This window comes from Mesorhizobium sp. P2_F8 (genome assembly GCF_056403655.1).
This window is the reverse complement of the sequence record NZ_JBFUFB010000011.1, coordinates 130,918-152,855: the sequence shown is the minus strand read 5'-3', so window position 1 is coordinate 152,855 and position 21,938 is coordinate 130,918. Positions and strand designations below refer to the sequence as shown.

The window sequence follows — 21,938 nt, the reverse complement described above, 5'->3', positions numbered from 1 at the left end:
TGATGATGTCAGGCAGCAATGCCAAGCGCGCCCTCGAACAACGCCCGGCCGTCGGTGCCGCCGTGGGCTGCTTCGATCAGGTTTTCCGGGTGCGGCATCAAGCCGAGCACATTGCCGCGTTCGTTGATGATGCCGGCAATGTCGTTGATCGAGCCGTTGGGATTGGTGCCGTCTGCATAGCGGAACACCACCTGGCCTTCGCCTTCGAGGCGGGCAAGTGTGTCGGCGTCGGCAAAATAGTTGCCGTCATGATGTGCCACCGGCGTGCGGATGATCTGGCCCGGCTGGTAGCGGCGGGTGAACATGGTGTTGGCGTTGGTGATCTGCAGCTTGACCTGCCGGCAGACGAATTTGAGCGAGGTGTTGCGCATCAGCGCCCCCGGCAGCAGCCCGGCCTCGACCAGGATCTGGAAGCCGTTGCAGACGCCGATGACCATCACCCCCTTGGCCGCCTGTTCGGCAACCGCCCGCATGACCGGCATGCGCGCGGCGATGGCGCCGCAGCGCAGATAGTCGCCGAAGGAAAAACCGCCGGGAATGGCGATCAGGTCGACATCCGGAATTTCGGTATCGGTCTGCCAGACGGTGACCGGCGGCTTTCCCGAAATCTTGGTCAGCGCCGCGATCATGTCGCGGTCGCGGTTGAGGCCAGGCAGAAGGACGACGGCGGATTTCATGGCAATTCCCGTTCGAGCATCTGAACCAGATACCGGGGTGAAACGTGGTTGGTCAACCAGACGCCGTTGTCGGAGAGAAAGAATGGCGCCCCGTCCTTCGTCATGGTTGCCGAGTCGACCTGCAGGATAACACTTTTTCCATTGCGACGCCGGGCGACGATCAGAGCCGTTTCGACGTCCTTTGACAAGTGAACATGCTGACGCGACTGCCTGGTCAGGCCTTCGCGGAGAATGCTGGGAAGAAACTCTTCCTTGGTGCCGTGGTAGAGGATATCGGGCGGCACCGATGGCAACAGGCCGAGATCGATATCGAGACTGTGGCCTTGCACGGCACGGATGCGATTGCCGTCGATGGCAAAGCGCTTTTTCGGATTCTCTTCGACGATGCGTGCAACATCGGTGACCGATGTGCCGAACTTCGACTGGATGACCGCGCAGAGCGCGTCGAAATCGGCCCAGCCGTTTTCGTCGAGCGACAGTCCTGCCTCCTGCGGCGCGTGTCGCAGGACCAGGCTCATGAATTTTGAAATCTGTGTGTCGTTCGGCATGGCGGCAATGCGGTTTCAGCCCCAATTGCCGAACTGGTGTCACGTCGGCTGATAAGGCTTTTGTGCTTCGGCAAGTTCGCGCAGGTCGAGACGTCCGTCGATGCGTTCAAGACGCTCGTCTTGTCAGGCTAGAATGCCGTAGACATTGTTGATATCGCTTTGCGTTGCCACATGTGGCCCCGCATCACATTCAACTCCCGTTTCGTCTCGGAAACATCCTGAAGAAGCTCACCGATTTCGTGATGCACGCGCTTCAGAAGCTCGAACATCAATTCATTCGTGACTTCCGATATAGTGCCTCCGACACAACCTCAGGTAAGTGTCACACTATAATTCTCAATCACCGTATTCGCCAGCAGCTTGTCGCACATGGCCTTCAGATCAGCCTCGGCCTTGGCCTTGTCGGTCTCGGAAAGCTCGACGTCGAACACCTTGCCCTGCCGCACCGCGCCGACGCCGCCGAAACCCAGTCCGGACAGCGCGTGTTCGATTGCCTTGCCTTGCGGGTCGAGCACGCCGTTCTTGAGGGTGACGGTAATGCGGGCCTTGATCACGCTGGACATGCTCCTGTTCTCAATATCGGGACGCAAGCCGCTATCAGTGCGGCTTGCCTTTGGCGCCATCGGTCGAGGCAACAAGGACCGGGCCGGTGGGGCGCGGCGGCTCGTTCTCGTTCATGATGCCGAGGCGGCGGGCAACTTCCTGATAGGCTTCGACGAGGCCGCCCATGTCGCGGCGGAAACGGTCCTTGTCGAGCTTGTCATGCGTCGCCACGTCCCACAGGCGGCAGGAATCCGGCGAAATCTCGTCGGCGACGACGATGCGCATCATGTCGCCTTCGAACAGGCGGCCGCATTCGATCTTGAAGTCGACGAGCTGAATGCCGACGCCCATGAACAGGCCGGAGAGGAAGTCGTTGACGCGAATGGCGAGTGCCATGACGTCGTCGATTTCCTGCGGGCTCGCCCAGCCGAACGCCGTGATGTGCTCTTCCGACACCATCGGATCGTCGAGCGCGTCGGCCTTGTAATAGAATTCGATGATCGAGCGCGGCAAGACGGTGCCTTCCTCGATGCCGAGGCGCTTGGACAGCGAACCGGCGGCGACATTGCGCACCACCACTTCGAGCGGAATGATCTCGACTTCCTTGATCAGCTGCTCGCGCATGTTGAGCCGGCGGATGAAGTGGGTCGGGATGCCCATCCGGTTGAGATGGTTGAAGATGTGCTCGGAAATGCGGTTGTTGAGCACACCCTTGCCGTCGACGACTTCATGTTTCTTCTTGTTGAACGCGGTTGCGTCGTCCTTGAAGAACTGGATGAGCGTACCCGGCTCGGGTCCCTCATAGAGGATCTTGGCCTTGCCTTCATAAATGCGGCGGCGATTTTTCATCTGATTTTTTCTCTGGGGTTCCAGACAGGCGGCAATCGACCATTTCCTGTCCGTCTGCCTGAAATAGTGCGGCTACTGTAGGGTTCAATGCCGGGTCTATCCCAATCACATCGTTTGCTCAATCGGCAAATCCTTCCAATCAACCGCTTTCGGGACTGAAATGCCGCAGCGCAGCATGCAACGAAGCGTATTGACCGGCTCGCGACCTTTTGGTTTGTGCTTCCCCAACACATATACGTCATCACCAGCGAATCGATTTCCATCGGAGGGATGCCATGAGCAGCATGAAGGATCGCGAAGAGGGCTTTGAACGCAAATTCGCATTCGACGAGGAACTTCGGTTCAAGGCCTCGGCTCGCCGCAACAAGGCGCTCGGCCTGTGGGCCGCCGCAAAGCTTGGAAAGTCGGGCGCCGATGCCGACGCCTATGCCAACCAAGTGGTCGTCTCCGACATCGAGGAAGCCGGCGATCACGACGTGTTCCGCAAGATACGCAAGGATTTCGACGACGCCGGTGTGGACCAGTCGGACCACCAGATCCGCCGCACCATGGACGAGATGATGGCGCAGGCGATCGAGCAGATCAAGAACACCTGATCCGACCACACTCTGGACCAATCGACCGCCCGACCTATCCGGGCGGTTTTTCTTTGCCTTGCAGCGGTTTCCGGCTGAAACTGCGATCCCTAACGAGGAAAGCGTAGATGTCCCTGAAGTCCCGCCTTGCAGCCGATGAAACGCTGTTCACCGCATGGTCCGGCGTGCCGGATGCCCTGACTGTCGAGATCGTCGCCAAGCAGGGCTTCGATGCCGTCACCCTCGACATGCAGCATGGCGGCCATCATGAGGACAGCGTGCTGCGCGGTCTGGTGCCGGTGCTCGCTGCAAACAAGCCGGCGCTGGTGCGCATTCCGGTCGGCCGCTTCGACATGGCAAGCCGCGCGCTCGATTTCGGCGCCGAGGCTGTCATTGCGCCCATGGTGAACTCGGTGGCCGATGCAAAACTGTTCGCCGCGGCCATGAAATATCCGCCGCTCGGCGAGCGCTCGTGGGGCCCGACCTATGCCTTTCCGCGCCACGGCAAAGGCGACCAGGCTGAATGGCTGCGCGACACCAATCAGCGCACCATGGCCTTCGCCATGGTCGAGACGCGTGCTGCCCTCGATGCGCTCGACGGCATCCTAGACACGCCGGGCATCGACGGCATCTTCCTCGGTCCGTCGGATTTCTCGATCGCCTGGAGCAATGGCGCGACCATCAATTCGACGCTGGAAAGCATGATGGAAACGGTGGCGTCGGTCGCCGAGCGCACCCGCAAGGCGGGAAAACATGCGGCGATCTATGTCGTCGAGCCGGCAATTGCCGGTCGCGTCGTCTCGATGGGCTACCGGCTGCTGGCCATGGGCTCGGAGCACGCGCTGATCGGGCTCGGCGCAAAAACCCTGTTGAAGAGCGTCAGGGATTCGATCGACGCCTGAGAGAACTCAGGGTTTCAGATCGGTCAGGAACTTGGCGAAGGTCATCGAGCCCTCGGGCCACGGACCAAAGCCCGAATCCGCGTTGAGGTGACCGGTCTCGCCGGCGTCGATGAACAGCGAGCCCCAGGCCCCGGCAATGTCCTCGGCGACATCGAAGGCGCAGAACGGGTCGTTGCGGCTGGCGATCACGATCGAAGGAAACGGCAGCGGCTCGCGCGGATAAGGACCGAAGGTCATCAGGTGCCGGGGCTTGATCCCGGGGTTGGCGACGTCGGGCGGCGCCACGAAGAAGGCGCCGGCGACCGGCCTCTGGAACTGCGGCATGGCTTGCACTGCCGCGGCCACACCCAGCGAGTGCGCGACGATGACAACAGGCCGCTCGGCCTCGTTGACCGCCTTGGCCACGCTCGCCGTCCAGTCCTCGCGCACCGGTTTGGACCATTCCGCCTGCTCGACGCGGCGCGCCGTCGACAGCTTCGACTGCCAGCGGCTCTGCCAATGGTCCGGGCCGGAATTGGTGTAACCCGGCACGATGAGAATATCTGCTTCCTTGACCTTCATGGCGCTGAAATAGCGAGCGGCGTCGCTTCGTGCAACGGCGATGAATCGCGCTCTTGATCACAAATAGTGAACACGATGTTCGCTTCTTCAAGTCTTGTGTGAACGATGCCGATCGACGATTTGTCGTGTGGAGAGAGAAACAGCCGTGTGCGGGACCCCTGCGCGGCGTACTATGGTTGGCGGCGTGGGGCTCTTTGCCTTGGAAGTCTAACCGCGGCCGGCCGAACGGAGAATTTGATGAGCGAATTGCCTTTTGCCGCCACGACACCCGTCAGCGTTGCCCGCGTCGGGCTGAAGGCGCGCGACGCCGAAAGTCTTGCCGCCTATTATCGCAGCGTCGTCGGACTGCAGGAACTGAGCCGCGCCGATGGCGCGATCACGCTCGGGGCCGGCAACCGTCCGTTGCTGGTGATCGAGGCGGATGCCGCGGCAAAGCCGGACGATCCGCAAAGTGCGGGCCTGTTCCACACCGCTTTCCTGCTGCCCAGCCGCGCCGATCTCGGCCGCTGGATCAACCACGCCATTGCCGACAAGATCGCCATCGAGGGGGCTTCCGACCATCTGGTCAGCGAAGCGCTCTACCTGACCGATCCCGAAGGCAACGGCATCGAGATCTACGCCGACCGCCGTCCGCACGACTGGAAGTGGAATGGCGACAAGATTGCCATGGCGACCGAGCGGCTGAACATTCAATCTATCGTTGCCGAGGTGCCGGCGGGTGACGCCGGTTGGCAGGGCGCGCCGGAAAACAGCATTGTCGGCCATGTCCATCTGCGCGTTGGCAGGCCGGAGGACGCCGAAGCCTGGTGGAATCAGGAATTCGGCTTTGACACGGTGGCGAAATATGGCGGCCAGGCGGTGTTCCTGTCGTCGGGCGGCTATCACCACCACATCGGCGCCAATGCCTGGCGCAGCCCCGGCGCCGGCCGCCGCGATCCGAGCCGGTCGGGTCTGGCCTGGGTCGAGATGCGTTCGGACAATGTAACCAGCCCGGTAACCCGCGAAGACCCGTGGGGGACAGTGATCAACACCGTTCCCGGCAAGGCCTGATTGCCATTTGGAGAGCGTCTTCTCCCCGTATGGTGACGGGGAGAAGGGAAAGCTTGCCTCAGGCTTCGCCGAACACCCGCTTGAAGATCGTATCGACATGCTTGGTGTGATAGCCGAGGTCGAATTTCTCGCGGATTTCCGCTTCCGGCAGGGCGGCGGTCACTTCCCTGTCGGCCAATAGTTCTTCAAGAAAATCAGCGCCTTGTTCCCACACCTTCATGGCGTTGCGCTGCACCAGCCGGTAGGAGTCCTCTCGTGACAGGCCGGCCTGCGTCAGCGCCAACATGACGCGCTGCGAATGCACGAGGCCGCGGAACTTGTTCATGTTCTTCAGCATGTTGTCGGGATAGACGAGCAGCTTGTCGACGACGCTGGTCAGCCGTGACAGCGCGAAATCGAGCGTCACCGTGGCGTCCGGGCCGATCATGCGTTCGACCGAGGAGTGCGAAATATCGCGCTCGTGCCAGAGCGCCACATTCTCCATCGCCGGCAGCGCCATGGACCGCACCATGCGGGCAAGGCCGGTGAGGTTTTCGGTCAGCACCGGATTGCGCTTGTGCGGCATCGCCGACGAGCCCTTTTGACCCGGCGAGAAATACTCTTCCGCTTCCAGCACTTCGGTGCGCTGCAAATGCCGGATCTCGATCGACAGCCGCTCGATCGACGAGGCGATGACGCCGAGCGTGGCGAAGAACATGGCGTGACGGTCGCGCGGGATCACCTGCGTCGACACCGGCTCGGGCTTCAGCCCGAGCTTTGCCGCCACATGTTCCTCTACATAGGGGTCGATGTTGGCGAAGGTTCCGACCGCGCCCGAAATGGCGCAGGTGGCGATGTCTTCCCGCGCATGCACCAGCCGCTCGCGGCAGCGCGAGAACTCGGCATAGGCCTGCGCCAGCTTGATGCCGAAGGTCGTCGGCTCGGCATGGATGCCATGGCTGCGGCCGATCGTGACGGTGTCCTTGTGCTCAAAGGCACGGCGCTTGAGTGCCGCAAGCAGGCCGTCAATGTCGGCCAGAAGGATGTCGCTGGCCCGGGTAAGCTGGACGGCAAAGCAGGTGTCGAGAACGTCCGAAGAGGTCATGCCCTGATGGATGAAGCGGGCGTCGGGTCCGACGAATTCAGCAAGATGGGTGAGGAAGGCGATGACGTCATGCTTGGTGACGCGCTCGATCTCGTCGATCGCTTCCACGTTGAATTTTGCCGCGCCGCCCTTTTCCCAGATGGTTTTAGCCGCTTCCTTGGGGATGACACCGAGTTCGGCCAGCGCATCGCACGCATAAGCTTCGATCTCGAACCAGATGCGGAACCGGGTTTCGGGCGACCAGATGGCGACCATTTCCGGCCGGGAATAACGAGGGATCATCGGTCAGTCCTGATTTGTCGAGGAGTTTGCCCGCGTCCTAACAGAGGCGGGCAAAATGCTCAACGCCGCTGCCGCGCAAACCAGACGCTCGCGGCAAGCAAGGCGGCGAAACCGAGCGGAAAATAGAGCCGGATGCCCAGCACCACGAACTGGTAAAGCGCAATCAACACCGTGAAGACGAACTGGATGGCCCAGTTGCGGGTGAAAGCCGGTGCATGCCACTCGGCATAATAGGAGCGGTATTGCAAGGCATAGAGCCCGCCGGTCAGGCCGATGGTTGCGCCGAGCAGGCACACGAACGCGGCTGCGAACGCAACCTCCCAGCGCCTTCCAAGAGAGACCAGCCGCGCCGCGAACAGGCCAAACGGAAAGGCAAGTGCTCCGCCGCAGGCATAGAGCAGCGACACGGTGCCGATCTTTTCAGGCGTCTCCCAGCCATCCAACAGCAGGGTGACGAGCGCGCTGGCGCCCATCGCCACGGACCACAACAAGGCGCCGAAAAGCGCTGTTCGCGACGCCGGTATAGCGCGGCGAAGGCGGCTCAGGGCACGATTGCGCCCAGCGGGTTGAACAAACGATGTCACAGGCGGCCGGTCACTGCGATCCAGCGAAAATTCGGCCCCTCGAAGCCGTATTGGCGCACGCTGATCAGCACCGCATAGCCGCTGAGACTGTCCATTGAAAACGTCTGCACCGCGCCGATCCGGTAGCCGTTCGGGCAACCTCGGCTCTTGGGGATCGACTTGTCCTCGTGCAACAGCTTGGTCGTGCCGCCATCCTGCGCCTCGATGCGCAGCAACCGGAAGCCGTTGATCTCGCCCTGGCTCTCGCAGCCTTCGGTGTTGTTCATGCCGACCTCGTCGAGCCGGAATTCAAGCGGCTGGTCGACCGGCGAAAAAATCGGCCGTGGGTTGACCGCCATCCGGTGCGGATCGGCCGAAAGCTCGGTCACCGGGTTGAAGCCCGCTGTGATGCCCCTGTTCGCCGTCAACTCAGCCTGTTTGACGATCGCTTCGCCTTTTTGCCGGGCCTCGAGACGGGCGGCTTCGAGCGTGGCATTCTCATCGTCGATCCGGACCCTGATCGGCGTTCCCTTGAGAAAGCTGTCGTCGTTCGTGTCGATATAATAACGGTTGGCATAAGGAAATCCCGAGCCGTCCTGGACGCCATATTCCTCGAAGGCGAAGACGCCGCCGTCCTTGGTGAAGCCGAGGATTTCAAGCTCGGCCACATCGCCGGCATGGGCGGCGATCGACGTCGCGAATTGTGCAAGCATGGCAACGACAAACAGGAAGAGCAGTCGCATCGGTTTTCACTCCGGCAGCCGTGATCGTTTCAATCCCCTAGCACGACGGAATCAAAACGTCGTGCAGTCCGACAGCCGATGCATCCAATCGGCCGGTCATTTGTTATTGTCGGCAATCCAATGGAGAACCACCATGACCGACACCAGCAAAATTCGTGAGCATATGGAAGTCATCGGCGCCGATGGCGTGCATGTCGGCACCGTCGACAAGGTCGACGGGAAGCGGATCAAGCTGACCAAGGCCGACAGCGGCGAGGGCGCTCACAAGGGCCATCACCACTACATTTCCCTGGCTCTGGTTGCCGAGGTCGATGGCAAGAAGGTGTGGCTGTCGGCGAATTCCGATGTCGCGGTGACCTTCGAGGAAGAAAAGTCCGATCCCGTCTGATCGGCTGCTTCACCCCGAGCGCGACGACCAGACCGGAAACAGGTCGTCATCGGCAGGCGTCGCGGCAAACACACCGCGGCTGATGGCGCGCGCCATCGTGGCGCCGGCCGCGGCATAGAGGTCAATCGCCGCATCGGCCGCAAGCTCGACACCACTGGTACCCGTCGCCAGCGCAAACACCAGGTCGCCGTCGGCCGGCGTGTGCGTCGGCCAGATGGCGCGCACGAACCCGTCATGCGCTGCTATCGCCAGTCGTTTTGCGGCGGCCTTGGTGAGAACCGCGTCCGTGGCTATGACGGCGATGGTGGTGTTGCCACCGGTCTCCATCTGCCTGCCGACATGCTTGTCGCGGTATTTCAACAGGATCCGTTTCGCGTCGTCCGGCATCGGCGAGGGGTAGCCAAGTCCACCAAATTCGTCGCCGATTTCGAAGGGGGCTGCCCAGAAATGACGGGTTCGGCTGACGGTCACCGAGCCGGTCGGGTTGACGGCGGCCAGCGCACCGATGGTGATGCCATTGTCGAGCAGCGTCGAGGCCGAGCCGAGGCCGCCCTTCAACCCGGAGGTGAGCGCACCCGTGCCGGCGCCGATCGTGCCGAGCGGGAAATCGGTAGTGGCGGCTTGCGCTGCTTCATAGCCGAGGTCGCGGTAGGGCGGATAACGACCCCAGTCCTTGTCGCCGCCATTGCGCAGGTCGAACAGGATCGCCGCCGGCACGATCGGCACGCGAAAGCCACCGACTTCGAGCCCGATGCCGCGCTCGCGCAGGGCCGCCTGCACGCCGGATGCCGCATCGAGGCCGAAAGCCGAACCGCCTGAAAGCACCACCGCATGGACCGCCTCGACCGAATTGTGCGGTTCGAGCAGATCGGTCTCGCGGGTGCCCGGTGCACCGCCCAGGATCTGCACGCCGGCCACCGCCGGCTCGTCGCAAAGGATGGTCGTGACGCCGGACTTCAGCCCGGCATCGGAAGCGTTGCCGACCCGCAGCCCGGCAACATCGGTGATCAGATTGCGCGGGCCGGTGCGAAACATCAGTTGCTTTCCAAAGGCGCAAAACGTGTGCCGTCGAAGCGGAAGACGCGGTACGGGCTCTGGCTGAGGTCGCCTTTCGCGTCGAAGCGGACCGGGCCTATCGCGGTGGTGAAATCATGCCCGGTCAGCGCGTCGGCCAGCGGCTTGCCTGAAGTTTCGGCCAGGCCTGATGCTGCCTTGGCGATCTCGACCGCCGCGTAGGCCGGCAGTGTGTAGCCGTCCGGCACGATCCTCCGTGCGGAGAAGCTTTCCAGCACTTTTGGATCGGCGACATCGGCCCATTCAGGCGGTGCGATCATCAGCGTGCCCGTCGCATAGGGCACGTCGCCGGGCGGTGTGCGCAGATTTTCGCCTCCGGCGAACACGATACCGGCAGAGAGTTGCGCCGCGTCACGGCCCATGATGGCGACATCGTCGCCGTCGCCACCCGCAAAGACATGCGTCGCGCCGGCCTTCTTCAGCCGGCCGACCAGGCCGATCTGGTTGTCGAGCTGCGGCCGGAACGTATCGACGAAAACCGGCTTCAGCGCCGCCTGTTCGGCCGCCGCCCGAAACGTCTCGGCCATTTCGCGGCCATAGATGGTCCCGTCATCGATGATGGCGAACAGTTCGTCCTGCCACAGGCGGGTGAGGTTGGCGGCGACCGCATTGCGCTCGTCGTCGCCGCGTGGCCCGAGACGATAGACTGGCCAGCCGGTCTTGGCGCGCCGGTCGGTCAGGCTTTCGGTTCGCACGCCCACGGTGATCACAGGAATGTTGGCGTCTTTCAGGATCGGCATCGCCGCCTCGATCGCGTCGGTGCAGAGAAAGCCGACAACCACAGTGACCTTGGCCGCCACGAATTCCCTGGCCGCGGCGGCTCCGCCATCGGCGGTACAGGCGTCATCGATGGTTTTGAGTTCGACGCCGTTCGCTTCGGCCGCGAGACCGGTGCCGGCGTCGATCTGCTTGCCGAGGATGGCAGATGGTCCGGACAAGGGCGCAGCCACGCCCACCAGCAGCGTCTGGGCGCTGGCGACGCCGGCCATGAACAGCCAGGCCAGTGCGGCAGATATCGTTACCCCGGGGCGCATTCTGGTGATGAATTCCTCCCAACTGGCGACATCTCGCAGCCGCCAATTCCCGCCAAGACCTAAAGGCTGGCCGGCCTTGGTGCAACACGCGAATTTCACGATATGGGCCAAGCACTTCGCTTGTGGCATGTCGTATGTCGCCATATATAGCGGTAGGTTTCTGGCTGTGGACAATTTCCGGTGCTGAAGAAGAATGACATTGGGCCGCAGGCCTATCGCGACGCGATGAGCCATTTTGCCGGCCACGTCCATGTGGTCACCACCGATGGGCCGGCAGGCAAGCGCGGCGCGACGGTGATCGCGGCCTGTTCGGTGTCGGACACGCCGCCGACGATTCTCGTCTGCCTCAACCGTGAAAACCCCAAGAATGAGCAGTTCGTGAAAAACGGCAGATTTGCCCTGAACACGCTGGCTTCGCATCAGGAGCCGCTCTCGATCGGCTTTTCCGGCATTACCGGCCTGCCGGTCGAGGAACGCTTCGCGCTGGGCGAATGGGACGTGATTTCGACCGGCGCGCCGACCCTGAAGGGCGCGCTCGCGGTGTTCGACTGCGAGCTGATCGACAGCAAGGATCTGGCCACGCATCGTGTGCTTTTTGGCAAGGTGACAGGTCTGCGCATGGGCGATAATTTGCGGCCGCTGATCTATCACGCCCGCGGCTACCATGTCCTGGACAGCGGGGCGGCGGCGTTCACGGAGAAAGAATGAACGAGTTGAAACCGCGTGCCGCGCCGCGGACGATCGACGAGACGCTCGATCTCCTGACCGGTGCGGACTATGTGGCGGACCGGTCATTGGCAACCGTGCTGTTCCTGTCGCTGCGCATGAAACGGCCGCTGTTCCTCGAGGGCGAGGCCGGTGTCGGCAAGACCGAGATTGCCAAGGTGCTGGCGCAAGAGCTTGGCCGCCGGTTGATCCGCTTGCAGTGCTATGAAGGCCTTGACGTCTCGTCTGCCGTCTACGAGTGGAACTACGCTGCGCAGATGATCGAGATCCGCATGGAGGAGGCGGCCGGCAAGGTCGACCGCTCCGACATGGAGCGCAACGTTTTCTCCGAAAAATACCTGATCCGTCGCCCGGTGCTGGATGCGCTGACCGGCAAGGCGGGTGCCGCGCCGGTCTTCCTGATCGACGAACTCGATCGCACCGACGAGGCCTTCGAGGCGTTCCTGCTCGAAATCCTGTCCGATTTCCAGGTGACAGTGCCTGAACTCGGCACGATCAAGGCGGAAGAACCGCCGATCGTCATCATCACCACCAACCGCACCCGCGAGATCCACGATGCGCTGAAGCGGCGCTGTCTCTATCATTGGGTCGACTATCCCAATGCCGAGCGCGAGCTGGAGATCGTGCGCCGAAAGGTGCCGCAGGCCAACCAGCGGCTTTCGGCCGAGGTGGTCTCCTTCATCCAGAAGCTGCGTCAGATCGAGCTGTTCAAGGTGCCGGGCGTCGCCGAAACCATCGACTGGGCCGGCGCGCTGACGGAGCTCGACAAGGTGGCGCTTGATCCGGAAACCGTATCGGACACCATCGGCGTGCTGTTGAAATACCAGGACGACATTGCCCGTATCGAACAGGGCGAAGGCCGGCGCATCCTCAACGAGGTGAAGGCTGAGCTTTCGGCGGCGGAGTAGGCGATGCCGCGCCCCGAGCCGAAAGAGGCGACAGCGGACGGTCGGATTGCCGACAATATCGTCTATTTCGCCCGCACTTTGCGTAAGGCCGGCATGCGGGTCGGACCGGCGTCGGTCAAGGATGCCATCGAGGCAGTGCTCGTCGCCGGCATCGGTTCGCGCGATGATTTCTACTGGACACTGCATGCCGTGCTGGTGTCCCGCCACGAGGACCACGCCATCTTCGACGAAGCTTTCCGGCTGTTCTGGAAGTCGCGCGAACTGATCGAGAAGATGCTGGCGATGTTCTCGCCGGTGGCGCCCGACACCAGGCAAAAACAGAAGCCGCGCGCCGCCGAAAACCGCGTCAGCCAGGCGATGTTCGAGGGCCATCAGAAGAACCAGCCGACGCAGGAAATCCCCGAAATCGAGGTCGACGCCCGCTTCACCTTCTCTGGCAACGAGGTGCTGCGCGGCAAGGACTTTGCCCAGATGAACGCAGTCGAGATGGCGGATGCCAGGAAGGCGATCGCCCAGTTGCGGCTGCCCTTCGACATGGTGCGGACCCGGCGCTTCAAGGCCGATGCGCATGGCCGCCGCATCGATCCGCGCGCCATGATGCGTTCGGCCGCCCGCACCGGCGGCGAACTGATCCTGCCGAAATTCCGCTCACAGCGCGAGGTTCACCCGCCGCTGGTGGTGCTGGCCGACATTTCCGGCTCGATGAGCCAGTACACGCGCATCTTCCTGCACTTCCTGCATGCGCTGACCGAAAAGCGCCGCCGTGTCCATACTTTCGTTTTCGGCACCCGGCTGACCAATCTGACCCGGCAGATGCGCCACCGCGATCCGGATGCCGCACTGGCCGACTGCTCGGCGGCGGTCAAGGACTGGTCGGGCGGCACGCGCATTGGCGATACGCTGGCCGAGTTCAACCGGCTGTGGTCGCGCCGCGTTCTGGGGCAGGGGGCGGTGGTGCTTTTGATCACCGACGGGCTGGAGCGCGACGATGTCGTCGGCCTCTCGGAGGAGATGGAGCGCCTGCATAAATCCTGCCGGCGGCTGATCTGGCTCAACCCTTTGCTGCGCTTCGACGGTTTCCAGGCGCGCGCCCGCGGCGTCAAGGCGATGCTGCCGCATGTCGATGAGTTCCGCTCGGTGCACAATCTTGATGCGCTCGCCGATCTCTGTGCCTCGCTGGACAAGAAATCTGTGCAGTCCGTTGACCCGCGCCGATGGCTGGACGCTGGTGTCAGGCGCGCCGCATAGCCATATGTCTATCCATCGGAAAACAGACTCCCAGAAAAAAATTGAAATCACCGCGCAGGAGGCCCGATCAATGACGCTCCAAAGCATCAACCCCAAGGATCTGCCGATTCCGCAGACGTACAGCCAGGTCGTCGTTGCGACAGGGAGCAAGTTGGTGTTCATCTCGGGCCAGGAGCCAGAAGACCTACATGGCAAGCTTGTTGGCCGCGGTGATCTTGCGGCTCAGGCGCGCCAGGTGTTTGCCAATCTCGGCCGAGCACTTGCCGCCGCCGGTGCGGCGCCTACAGAGGTCACCAGGATCACGATCTATGTCGTCAACTACAATCGCGATGAATGCCTGCCGATCATCGAAAAGGCGCGGATAGGGTTGTTCGGAGATCACAAACCAGCTGACGTGGTGCTCGGCGTGGCGAGCCTGTCCCCCGACTACCTCATCGAAGTTGACGCATTTGCGGTGATTGATTGACCATGCGTTTGCCACGCGCCAAGTGGATCACGACGAACCCGCTTGCGCGAACTGGCGGTGCCCAGATCATAAACAGACTCCAAGAGAAGCGATCATGGAAAACAGCATTTATCTCGACGAGGCCCGCGATCCGCTGATCATCGCGGAAGGCTGGATGAAGGACGGCAAGGATGTCGCCATCGCCACGGTGGTCGAGACCTGGGGATCGGCGCCTCGCCCCGTCGGCAGCCATCTGGTCATCGACGCCGACGGCAATTTCCACGGCTCGGTCTCCGGCGGCTGCGTCGAAGGCGCGGTGGTTACCGAAGCGATCGATGTGATCGACACAGGCAAGGCCAGGATGCTCGAGTTCGGTGTTGCCGACGAAACCGCCTGGCAGGTCGGCCTGTCCTGTGGCGGCCGCATCAAAGTCTATGTTGAACGATTGGGCTGACCTTTATGGACCCGTATGCGCTCAAGATGTTGAACGCCGAACGCCGCGCCCGCCGCGCGGCGATCCTCGTCACCGATCTCGGTGACGGCCGCGACCGTATCGTGCGCGAAGGCGACCAGGTTGCAGGCGATCTCGGCGTTGCTGTCGCCAGGGCGTTTCGATCAGGCAATTCCGGTTCGGTCGAGGCCGAGGGACGGACCTTCTTTCTCAACGCGCATCTGCCGCAGCCGCGGCTGGTTGTCGTYGGCGCCGTGCACATCAGTCAGGCGCTGGCTCCGATGGCCAGGATCGCAGGCTATCCCCTGGAGATCATCGATCCCCGCACCGCCTTTGCCACATCGGACCGCTTTCCCGATGTCACCCTGCATGCCGAATGGCCGGAGGACGTGCTGAAGCGCCAGCCGCTCGACAGCTACACGGCGCTTGCCGCTGTCACCCATGATCCGAAGATCGACGATTTTGCGCTGAAGGCAGCGCTCGACGCCAACTGCTTCTATGTCGGCGCGCTTGGCAGCCGCAAGACCCACGCCAAGCGCGTCGAACGCTTGCTGGCCTTGGGCGCGAGCGCCGACCAGATCGCCCGCATTCACGCGCCGATCGGGCTCGATATCGGTGCCGCCAGCCCTGCCGAGATCGCGGTCGCGGTGCTGGCGCAGGTCGTTCATGCCTTCCGCTCGCGCGGTCTGGAAGTGAAAGGCGCGGCAGCGTGAAATTCGGCCCGATTCCGATCGAAGCGGCCGAAGGTGCTGTGCTGGCGCATGCCACCACGGCCGGCGAACGGCGCTTTCGCAAGGCGCACAGGCTGAACGCCGAAGATGTGGCCTTGCTGCGCGGCGCCGGTATTTCCCAGGTCGTTGCGGCCGTGCTGGCCGCCGACGATCTCAGTGAGGACGCCGCCGCGCAGGAAATAGCCGAGAGCATGGCCTTTCGCGGCATCGACGCCCGGCCGGCCGCGACCGGGCGGGTCAATCTCCACGCCGCGTCAGCCGGTATCTTCACCGTCAACGCCGCCGTCATCGACGCCATCAACGCCGTCGATCCCGCCATCACCATCGCCACGTTGGCGCAGCATGCGCCGGTCGAGAAAGGCCAGATGGTCGCGACGGTGAAGATCATTCCCTTCGCGGTCAGCTCTGCGCTGGTCGATGCGGTCACGAAAATCTGCGCCGGCGGGGAAATCTTTGCCGTCAACGCCTATCAGCCGGTGCGTGTCGGCGTCATCCAGACCGTCTTGCCGGGCATCAAGCCGAGCGTGCTCGACAAGACGCTGCGCGTCACCGAAGCGCGGCTGGCGCGCACCGGCGGCAGGCTGACAGCGGAGCGTCGCACTCCGCACGAGATCGTTCCGGTGGCGGAGGCCGCGGCCTTGCTGGCGCGCGACAACGACATGGTGGTGATCTTCGGCGCCTCGGCGATGAGCGATTTCGCCGATGTCATTCCCGCGGCGATCGAGAGGGCGGGTGGTACTGTTATCCGCGCGGGCATGCCGGTCGATCCCGGCAATCTGCTGGTGCTCGGCACGCTCGGCGGCAAACGTGTCATCGGTGCACCCGGCTGCGCCCGCAGCCCCAAGGAAAATGGCTTCGACTGGGTGCTGGACCGGTTGATCGCCGGCCTTGACGTGACCGCCAAGGATATCGCCGGCATGGGCGTCGGCGGGCTGTTGATGGAAATCCCGACCCGGCCGCAGCCGCGTGAACCGCTGCCGCCCAAAAACAAGCTCAAGGTTGGCATCGTGCTTCTGGCGGCTGGCCGGTCGAGCCGCATGCGCGGGTCGAACAAGCTCTTGGCCCTGTTCGACGGCAAGCCGCTGGTGCGCCGCACCGCCGAGCGCGCGCTCGGCTCGAAGGCTTCGGGCACGATTGTCGTCACCGGCCACCAGCGCGAGCGGGTGCAGGCGGCGTTGGCGGGGCTGGATGTGGCTTTCGCCGACAATCCCGATTTCGCCGACGGCCTGTCCACCTCGCTAAAGGCCGGCATTGCCTATCTGCCCGAAGGCTCCGCCGGTGTGATGATCGTTCTCGGCGACATGCCGGGTGTCTCGTCTGATGACCTCGACAGGCTGATCGATGCATTCCGCAAGGCCGGCGGCAATTCGGTGGTGCGCGCCTCGCATGACGGCAAGCGCGGCAACCCGGTACTTTTGCCGCGCTCGCTGTTTCCGGCGATCGCCCATCTGGAAGGCGACACCGGTGCACGCCATCTGGTCGAGGCCGAAGGGCTCGATGTCATCGATGTCGAGATCGGCGCAGGGGCGTCCGTCGATGTCGACACCCGCGAAGCGCTGGAAGGCGCCGGCGGCGTTCTGCAGGATTGACAAACCGAAGCTGAAAAACGCATGCCTGCTGGCATGTCTTTCCGCTTCCGATTTTTCTGTGTCCTTGTAACCGCGACAGCCCTGTTGTCGGCGGCCGCGCAAAGTCAGACGCTGTCGCTAAAACCTTTCAAGGACGATCTCTTCGCCTATCCGGCCGTGCTGTCGTCCGACACCGGCGGCGCCTACACGGTCCTCGACTACCACGAGCTACGCGACATCAACCAGCGTGACGAGGTGCCGGAGCGCAGGGTGCGCGCCCAATACACCGACACCAGCGTGCGCAAGGTGCAGCAGGATCTGCTGCTGAAGACCGTTGTCGGCGATGTCAGGCACGTTGCTGTCGGCAAGACCGAGGGCGCCGGCATCATCGTGCTTTACCTGCACGGGCAGGGTGGCAGCCGCAAGCAAGGCGTCGACGACTTCACTTTCGGTGGCAATTTCAACCGGCTCAAGAACCTGATGGCCGGCAATGGCGGCCTCTATCTCAGCCCCGACTTTCCCGATTTCGGCGACAAGGGCGCGGCCCAGGTGGCGGCGCTGATCGATCATTATGCCGAACAATCTCCCAGCGCGAAGATTTTCATCGCCTGTGGCTCGATGGGCGGGTCCCTGTGCTGGAAGCTTGCTGCCCGCAACGACACGGGCCGGCGCATCAACGGCCTGCTGCTGCTCGGCTCGCTATGGGACGAGAGTTTTTTCTCAAGCCCGGCCTTCAGGCGTCACGTCCCGGTCTTCTTCGGACAGGGCAGCCATGACGTGGTTTTCCCGGTGGAGAAGCAGGAAGCCTTCTTCCGTGCCATCATCGCCAAATCGAAAGCCTATCCCTATCCAACCCGCTTCGTCCGTTTCGAGACAGGCACCCACGGCACGCCGATCCGCATGACCGATTGGCGCGGCACGCTCAACTGGATGCTGTCGAAGGCACCTTGATCGACGCTGTGGGAAGCCGGCTAACCCTCAGGGCGCGGTATTGTAGTCGACAACCGTCTGCGGATTCTCCTCGCCGTCGTAGGATGCGTCGACGTCGTACTGGACCAGCGAGAAATTGCCATTGCGGAACAGATATGTCCCCGAATCGGATGCATCGCCGACGCCGCGCCACTTGTTGAAGGTGGTGATCGTGTGGGCTTCCTCGTCATAGTCGGAATTGACCGCCCAGCCGGTCGTCTGGAAGCCGACGATGCTCACGCCCAGCAATTTGCCGTCGCTGTTATTGTTCTCGTAGCGGATATCCATCTTGGGTTCGGCGAACTGCAATTGCTGCACGGCCGATAGCTCGTCGGTCATGTAGTAGACCGAGCTCTCATTGTAGGCAGCGGCGGAGCAGGAAAAATGGAACAGCCGTGTTTCCTTGTCGGGGTCGCCGGGCGCTGCATCCTTGTCCTTGTATTTGATCGAAAAAACGGTCGGCTCATCGGCCAGGAATTGCTTGTCGCACTGGTCGCCATAAGTCGCCAGGAAGGCCTTCTTGGCCTGTTCCAGTGCCGTGTCCTTCTTCGGAGGTGGCGGCCCGTCGCCGCAGCTTGGCGGCAGCGCCTCCTCGAAATCGGCGGTCGAGGGTTTCAGCGCACCTTTTTCGATGTGGATCGGATCGAAGGGCGGCGCCGCCTGGATCTGGGCATTGACCTGGCGCAGCGTATAGCAGCCGGCAAAGACCTTTTCGCCGCCGGTCTTGTCGGTGGCGCGAATGGCGACAGGGACGTTGTAGAAAATGCTGCCGGCAGCGCCTTCGTCTGAAATTGCACCGGTCTGGACCTCGACCTTGTCGGTGCCGTCATAGCCCTTGACGAAACTGTCGAAGTCCTTTGCCGGCTTTGTATCTCCGAAATAACCCCAGGCGCGAGCGAATTCATGCCGGTTGATCGCGCTGTAAAGTGAGCGGACGACGGCGTCGGCGCTAGATCGATCGTCGACATACGGCGCTTCGGGTGTATCGTCGGCGGCCAGTACCGTCTGGCCTGCTGTAGCAAGGGAGAGAAAGGCAGTCGCTGCGAAAAGGGCGCGTCTCATCGGGAATCTCCGCTCGATGGGGAGATTCTACTATGGCGATTGCGGCAACGTGGTGACGTGGCGCTGGTGGTGCTTGAAGAATCGTGCCTGAAGGCGCTACGTCCATGCGCTGGCGTTCCGGCCGGACAAGGAGATTTGACGTGACGATATCGATGTATGAGGTATCCGTGCCTGTGTTTACGGAGAGGCTGAAAGCCCTTTCCACCATACTGGCGGCAGCCGAACAGAATGCGCTTGAGCGCAAGATCGACCCGCAGGTGTTCCTGACCTCCAGGCTGGCGCCCGATATGTTTGCGCTGACGAGGCAGGTGCAGATCGCCACCGACCACGCCAAGGGTGCGCCGTCGCGGCTCGCCGGTCGGCAAGTGCCGAGTTACGAGGACAACGAGGCGAGTTTTGCCGATATCCAGGCGCGCATCACCAAGACCCTGGACCTGCTGGCGACATTTTCAGCCGCCGAGTTCGACGGGTCGGATGACAAGGTGATCGAGTTGAAGCTTGGCGGGCGCGAACGCTCGATGCCCGGCCTGCAGTATCTCCTGCATGTGGCCATGCCCAACTTCTATTTCCACCTCACCACCGCTTACGACATCCTTCGCCACAATGGCGTGCCATTGGGCAAGGCGACGTTCCTCGGCGCGCGCTGAGGACTTGAGGTTTTTGAGATGTCCTGGACGGGTCCGGGACATCTCGCGAGCGTACGTGTTCAGCGAATGGACATTTCGCGGGCGATGCGCGGAAAGTCGGCGGGCTTGATGCCGATGTCGGCGCGGTCGGCATTGCTCATCGAATGAAGCAGTGCGAGTGCCGAGCGGTATCTCAGATGTTCCTGCGGCCGCGGCCGGGCGAACATTTCAGTGAAGAAACCCATGATTCAGGCTCCTGGTTGATTCCTCCACGGCTCCTAATATAGGTGAATCGTGACAATTGTGCAGTGCAGCATTTGCATGCCTGCCATGTCCTGATGATTTTTCCGAGCATAGTTTTGCGAGCGGGTGAAACTTTTTCCCGATGCGCACCGTAGGCTGAACGCCGGCACATGGCCGGCTTTTCCTCGCCACTCCTGGCGAATTCCGGACTGCGTGAAAGTGCAGTCCGGCTTTTTGTTTTGGGACGGCAGATACCGCAGCTTTGGTCCTGGCAACGGCTAAATTCGTTAACATCGGTGGCATGCATTTTTAACGAGCCGGTTCTATGGTCTGAAGCTTGGATAGTCGAGCAAGGGGGAGGCTGACATCGCTACTGGCGCCAAGCGGGATTTCGCTTCGTTGCTCGACGACCTCTTCGTCGCTTCAGACAAGCTCGACGGGATCGAGGGCGAAGAGTCCGGCGCTCGCCCATCCATCCCGTTCGACTATCTCTCGGTGGCCGATGAACTCCATTCTGGCCGCATCAAGGTTTCGGGCAGCAGCTTTTCCACCGAATATCGCGAGGCCGGCGCCGATCTGGCGACCGAATTCGCCGCCTTGCTCGAGCATGCCAGACTGGCACTCGCCGGCGAAGAGCTGAAGCCCGAGGAAAGCCTGCCGCCGATCGATCCGGAATCCATTGCCGTCGAACTTGGCCTCAATCAGCCCAAGCAGGTCGCCGATTTTGGCCGCATGCGCCGCAGCTTCGCCTTTGCCAACCATCCGGACCGTGTCGCTCCGCACCTGCGCCAGCGCGCCATGATCCGCATGCAGGTGGCCAATATGCTGATCGACGAGGCAAAGCGCCGCGCGCTGGCCGGCGCTCGCCGCTAAACGCCACTGGTTCACCCAAAAGTCGGGCTGGCGAGGCTTGGAGAGCGCCTCTGCTTTCCCTATAGATGCGGCTTCCTTCCCACGCCGCCACGCAAGCTTTCCCTCCGGAGCAGAATTCCATGCACAAACGCCGTCTCGGTCGGACCGATCTTCTTGTTAGCCAGATCTGCCTGGGCTCCATGACCTGGGGCCAGCAGAACACCGAGGCAGATGGCCACGCCCAGATGGATCTGGCCTTCTCGCGCGGCGTCAATTTCATCGACACCGCCGAGCTCTACCCGATCCCGCCCAAGGCGGAGACGCAAGGGCGGACCGAGAAGATCATCGGCAGCTGGATGAAGGCCAACGGCAACCGTGACAAGGTGATCCTGGCCTCGAAAGTCGTCGGCCGCACCGCCAACGGCTGGTTTCGCGGCGACAGGCCGTCGCAACTGGTGCGCGCCGATATATTTGACGCCATCGACAAATCGCTGGCCAAGCTCGGCACCGACTATCTCGACCTCTACCAGATCCACTGGCCGGAACGGGACATCCCCTGGGGCGCCAACCCGACGCGCGTCGGCGCCGCACCGCGCCGCGCCGATTCTGTGGGCGCACCAACCGACGAAACGCCGATCGCCGAGACGCTTGCCGTGTTCGACGAACTGGTGAAGGTCGGCAAGATCCGCCATTTCGGCCTGTCGAACGAAAGTTCCTGGGGCGTGATGCGGTTCCTGGCGGAGGCCGACAAAGGCATCGGTCCCCGCGTCGCGTCGATCCAGAACGCCTACAATCTCGTCAACCGCACCTTCGAGGTGAACCTCGCCGAGGTCTGCGAGCGCGAACAGGTGTCGCTGCTTCCCTACTCGCCGCTGGCGCAGGGCTACCTGACCGGCAAATACGACCATGGCGCCCGCCCTCAGGGGTCGCGCACGCAGCTCTTCAACCGCGGCCAGCGCTACGAGACACCCAACGCGGCCGAGGCACAGCTCGAATACAATGAGCTGGCGCGCTCCTTTGGCCTCGAACCGGCGCTGTTTGCCAATGCCTACGTCTCGAGCCGGCCCTTCGTCACCTCGAACATCGTCGGCGCGACCACCCTTGCGCAGCTCGACATGGCGTTGTCTTCGGTCGACGTCGTCTGGACCGAAGAGATGCAGAAGGCGGTGGACGCGATCCATCAGCGCGTCGGCAATCCCTGTCCTTGATAGGGGACAGAATTATCCAGGAATGACA

The 21,938-nt window shown here is 62.5% G+C and carries 27 protein-coding genes; 15 read left to right on the top strand and 12 right to left on the bottom strand.

What is annotated here, in order from left to right:
• Positions 1–8: 8 nt before the first annotated feature.
• The 4 genes from purQ to purC all read right to left on the bottom strand — a co-directional run bounded on the left by purQ (position 9) and on the right by purC (position 2,617).
• Positions 9–677: a phosphoribosylformylglycinamidine synthase subunit PurQ gene (purQ, locus tag AC1DZP_RS25845; protein WP_095085482.1), complete on the bottom strand. Its 669-nt coding sequence runs from the start codon at positions 675–677 to the stop codon at positions 9–11.
• Positions 674–1,225: an RNA 2'-phosphotransferase gene (locus AC1DZP_RS25840; RefSeq protein ID WP_477306287.1), complete on the bottom strand. Its 552-nt coding sequence runs from the start codon at positions 1,223–1,225 to the stop codon at positions 674–676. The genes purQ and AC1DZP_RS25840 overlap by 4 nt, the downstream gene beginning before the upstream one ends.
• Before the next feature lie 311 nt (positions 1,226–1,536).
• Entirely contained in the window at positions 1,537–1,779 is a 243-nt protein-coding gene (purS, locus tag AC1DZP_RS25835; protein WP_095085690.1) for a phosphoribosylformylglycinamidine synthase subunit PurS, read from the bottom strand.
• 43 nt (positions 1,780–1,822) lie between these two features.
• Entirely contained in the window at positions 1,823–2,617 is a 795-nt protein-coding gene (purC, locus tag AC1DZP_RS25830; protein ID WP_095085488.1) for a phosphoribosylaminoimidazolesuccinocarboxamide synthase, read from the bottom strand.
• Positions 2,618–2,892: 275 nt separating this feature from the next.
• Here purC and AC1DZP_RS25825 point away from each other — a divergent pair, with 275 nt between their 5' ends.
• Together AC1DZP_RS25825 and AC1DZP_RS25820 are read left to right on the top strand one after the other, a co-directional pair.
• Positions 2,893–3,213, top strand: coding sequence for a DUF1476 domain-containing protein (locus tag AC1DZP_RS25825; RefSeq protein ID WP_477306285.1), 321 nt, complete (start codon positions 2,893–2,895; stop codon positions 3,211–3,213).
• Positions 3,214–3,320: 107 nt separating this feature from the next.
• Positions 3,321–4,094: an HpcH/HpaI aldolase family protein gene (locus tag AC1DZP_RS25820; protein ID WP_095085493.1), complete on the top strand. Its 774-nt coding sequence runs from the start codon at positions 3,321–3,323 to the stop codon at positions 4,092–4,094.
• Positions 4,095–4,100: 6 nt separating this feature from the next.
• Here AC1DZP_RS25820 and AC1DZP_RS25815 read toward each other — a convergent pair whose 3' ends face one another.
• On the bottom strand, positions 4,101–4,655 hold the full coding sequence (locus tag AC1DZP_RS25815) for an RBBP9/YdeN family alpha/beta hydrolase (protein WP_184872185.1): 555 nt from the start codon (positions 4,653–4,655) through the stop codon (positions 4,101–4,103).
• A 237-nt stretch (positions 4,656–4,892) separates the two neighbouring features.
• On the opposite strand from AC1DZP_RS25815, the gene AC1DZP_RS25810 reads away from it, so the two are divergent.
• Positions 4,893–5,705 (top strand): VOC family protein, encoded by an 813-nt coding sequence (locus AC1DZP_RS25810; RefSeq protein ID WP_477306283.1) that lies wholly within the window; start codon positions 4,893–4,895, stop codon positions 5,703–5,705.
• 58 nt (positions 5,706–5,763) lie between these two features.
• Here the strand turns inward: AC1DZP_RS25810 and purB are convergent, their stop codons facing one another.
• The 3 genes from purB to AC1DZP_RS25795 form a co-directional block, all read right to left on the bottom strand.
• The gene (gene purB / locus AC1DZP_RS25805) at positions 5,764–7,071 is read right to left on the bottom strand and encodes an adenylosuccinate lyase (protein ID WP_477306281.1); all 1,308 of its coding nucleotides are present in this window, start codon (positions 7,069–7,071) and stop codon (positions 5,764–5,766) included.
• 59 nt (positions 7,072–7,130) lie between these two features.
• Positions 7,131–7,544 (bottom strand): hypothetical protein, encoded by a 414-nt coding sequence (locus tag AC1DZP_RS25800; protein ID WP_095085500.1) that lies wholly within the window; start codon positions 7,542–7,544, stop codon positions 7,131–7,133.
• Positions 7,545–7,651: 107 nt separating this feature from the next.
• Entirely contained in the window at positions 7,652–8,377 is a 726-nt protein-coding gene (locus AC1DZP_RS25795) for a DUF2259 domain-containing protein (protein WP_477306279.1), read from the bottom strand.
• A 133-nt stretch (positions 8,378–8,510) separates the two neighbouring features.
• Here AC1DZP_RS25795 and AC1DZP_RS25790 point away from each other — a divergent pair, with 133 nt between their 5' ends.
• Complete coding sequence (locus AC1DZP_RS25790) at positions 8,511–8,765, top strand: DUF2171 domain-containing protein (RefSeq protein WP_184870741.1); 255 nt, start codon at positions 8,511–8,513, stop codon at positions 8,763–8,765.
• 9 nt (positions 8,766–8,774) lie between these two features.
• On the opposite strand, the gene AC1DZP_RS25785 is transcribed toward AC1DZP_RS25790, so the two are convergent.
• Together AC1DZP_RS25785 and AC1DZP_RS25780 are read right to left on the bottom strand one after the other, a co-directional pair.
• On the bottom strand, positions 8,775–9,800 hold the full coding sequence (locus AC1DZP_RS25785) for a P1 family peptidase (RefSeq protein WP_477306277.1): 1,026 nt from the start codon (positions 9,798–9,800) through the stop codon (positions 8,775–8,777).
• Complete coding sequence (locus AC1DZP_RS25780; RefSeq protein WP_477306275.1) at positions 9,800–10,873, bottom strand: branched-chain amino acid ABC transporter substrate-binding protein; 1,074 nt, start codon at positions 10,871–10,873, stop codon at positions 9,800–9,802. Before AC1DZP_RS25780 ends, AC1DZP_RS25785 begins: the two co-directional genes overlap by 1 nt.
• A 180-nt stretch (positions 10,874–11,053) precedes the next feature.
• Between AC1DZP_RS25780 and AC1DZP_RS25775 the strand changes: the two genes are divergently transcribed.
• The 8 genes from AC1DZP_RS25775 (at position 11,054) to AC1DZP_RS25740 (ending at position 17,901) form a co-directional block, all read left to right on the top strand.
• Entirely contained in the window at positions 11,054–11,581 is a 528-nt protein-coding gene (locus AC1DZP_RS25775) for a flavin reductase (RefSeq protein ID WP_477306273.1), read from the top strand.
• Positions 11,578–12,507: an AAA family ATPase gene (locus AC1DZP_RS25770; protein ID WP_477306271.1), complete on the top strand. Its 930-nt coding sequence runs from the start codon at positions 11,578–11,580 to the stop codon at positions 12,505–12,507. The genes AC1DZP_RS25775 and AC1DZP_RS25770 overlap by 4 nt, the downstream gene beginning before the upstream one ends.
• Positions 12,508–12,510: 3 nt before the next feature.
• Entirely contained in the window at positions 12,511–13,755 is a 1,245-nt protein-coding gene (locus tag AC1DZP_RS25765; RefSeq protein WP_477306269.1) for a vWA domain-containing protein, read from the top strand.
• Entirely contained in the window at positions 13,709–14,221 is a 513-nt protein-coding gene (locus AC1DZP_RS25760; RefSeq protein WP_477306267.1) for a RidA family protein, read from the top strand. Before AC1DZP_RS25765 ends, AC1DZP_RS25760 begins: the two co-directional genes overlap by 47 nt.
• Positions 14,222–14,315: 94 nt before the next feature.
• Positions 14,316–14,654, top strand: a complete 339-nt coding sequence (locus AC1DZP_RS25755) for an XdhC family protein (RefSeq protein WP_095085542.1) — start codon at positions 14,316–14,318, stop codon at positions 14,652–14,654.
• 5 nt (positions 14,655–14,659) lie between these two features.
• Positions 14,660–15,364, top strand: coding sequence for an XdhC family protein (locus tag AC1DZP_RS25750; RefSeq protein WP_477306265.1), 705 nt, complete (start codon positions 14,660–14,662; stop codon positions 15,362–15,364).
• The gene (locus AC1DZP_RS25745) at positions 15,361–16,971 is read left to right on the top strand and encodes an NTP transferase domain-containing protein (RefSeq protein WP_477306263.1); all 1,611 of its coding nucleotides are present in this window, start codon (positions 15,361–15,363) and stop codon (positions 16,969–16,971) included. The genes AC1DZP_RS25750 and AC1DZP_RS25745 overlap by 4 nt, the downstream gene beginning before the upstream one ends.
• Before the next feature lie 21 nt (positions 16,972–16,992).
• A complete protein-coding gene (locus AC1DZP_RS25740; protein ID WP_477306261.1) occupies positions 16,993–17,901 on the top strand; it encodes an alpha/beta hydrolase family protein in 909 nt (302 codons plus the stop codon).
• Positions 17,902–17,928: 27 nt separating this feature from the next.
• On the opposite strand, the gene AC1DZP_RS25735 is transcribed toward AC1DZP_RS25740, so the two are convergent.
• On the bottom strand, positions 17,929–18,981 hold the full coding sequence (locus AC1DZP_RS25735) for a DUF1176 domain-containing protein (RefSeq protein ID WP_477306259.1): 1,053 nt from the start codon (positions 18,979–18,981) through the stop codon (positions 17,929–17,931).
• A 140-nt stretch (positions 18,982–19,121) separates the two neighbouring features.
• Here AC1DZP_RS25735 and AC1DZP_RS25730 point away from each other — a divergent pair, with 140 nt between their 5' ends.
• Positions 19,122–19,628: a DUF1993 domain-containing protein gene (locus AC1DZP_RS25730; protein ID WP_095085553.1), complete on the top strand. Its 507-nt coding sequence runs from the start codon at positions 19,122–19,124 to the stop codon at positions 19,626–19,628.
• Positions 19,629–19,687: 59 nt separating this feature from the next.
• On the opposite strand, the gene AC1DZP_RS25725 is transcribed toward AC1DZP_RS25730, so the two are convergent.
• Positions 19,688–19,852: a hypothetical protein gene (locus AC1DZP_RS25725; RefSeq protein WP_023810361.1), complete on the bottom strand. Its 165-nt coding sequence runs from the start codon at positions 19,850–19,852 to the stop codon at positions 19,688–19,690.
• 397 nt (positions 19,853–20,249) lie between these two features.
• Between AC1DZP_RS25725 and AC1DZP_RS25720 the strand changes: the two genes are divergently transcribed.
• Positions 20,250–20,723 carry a hypothetical protein gene (locus AC1DZP_RS25720; protein ID WP_095085555.1) on the top strand — a complete coding sequence of 158 codons (474 nt, stop codon included), beginning with the start codon at positions 20,250–20,252 and terminating at the stop codon, positions 20,721–20,723.
• A gap of 119 nt (positions 20,724–20,842) precedes the next feature.
• Entirely contained in the window at positions 20,843–21,910 is a 1,068-nt protein-coding gene (locus AC1DZP_RS25715) for an aldo/keto reductase (RefSeq protein WP_477306257.1), read from the top strand.
• Positions 21,911–21,938 lie beyond the last annotated feature (28 nt).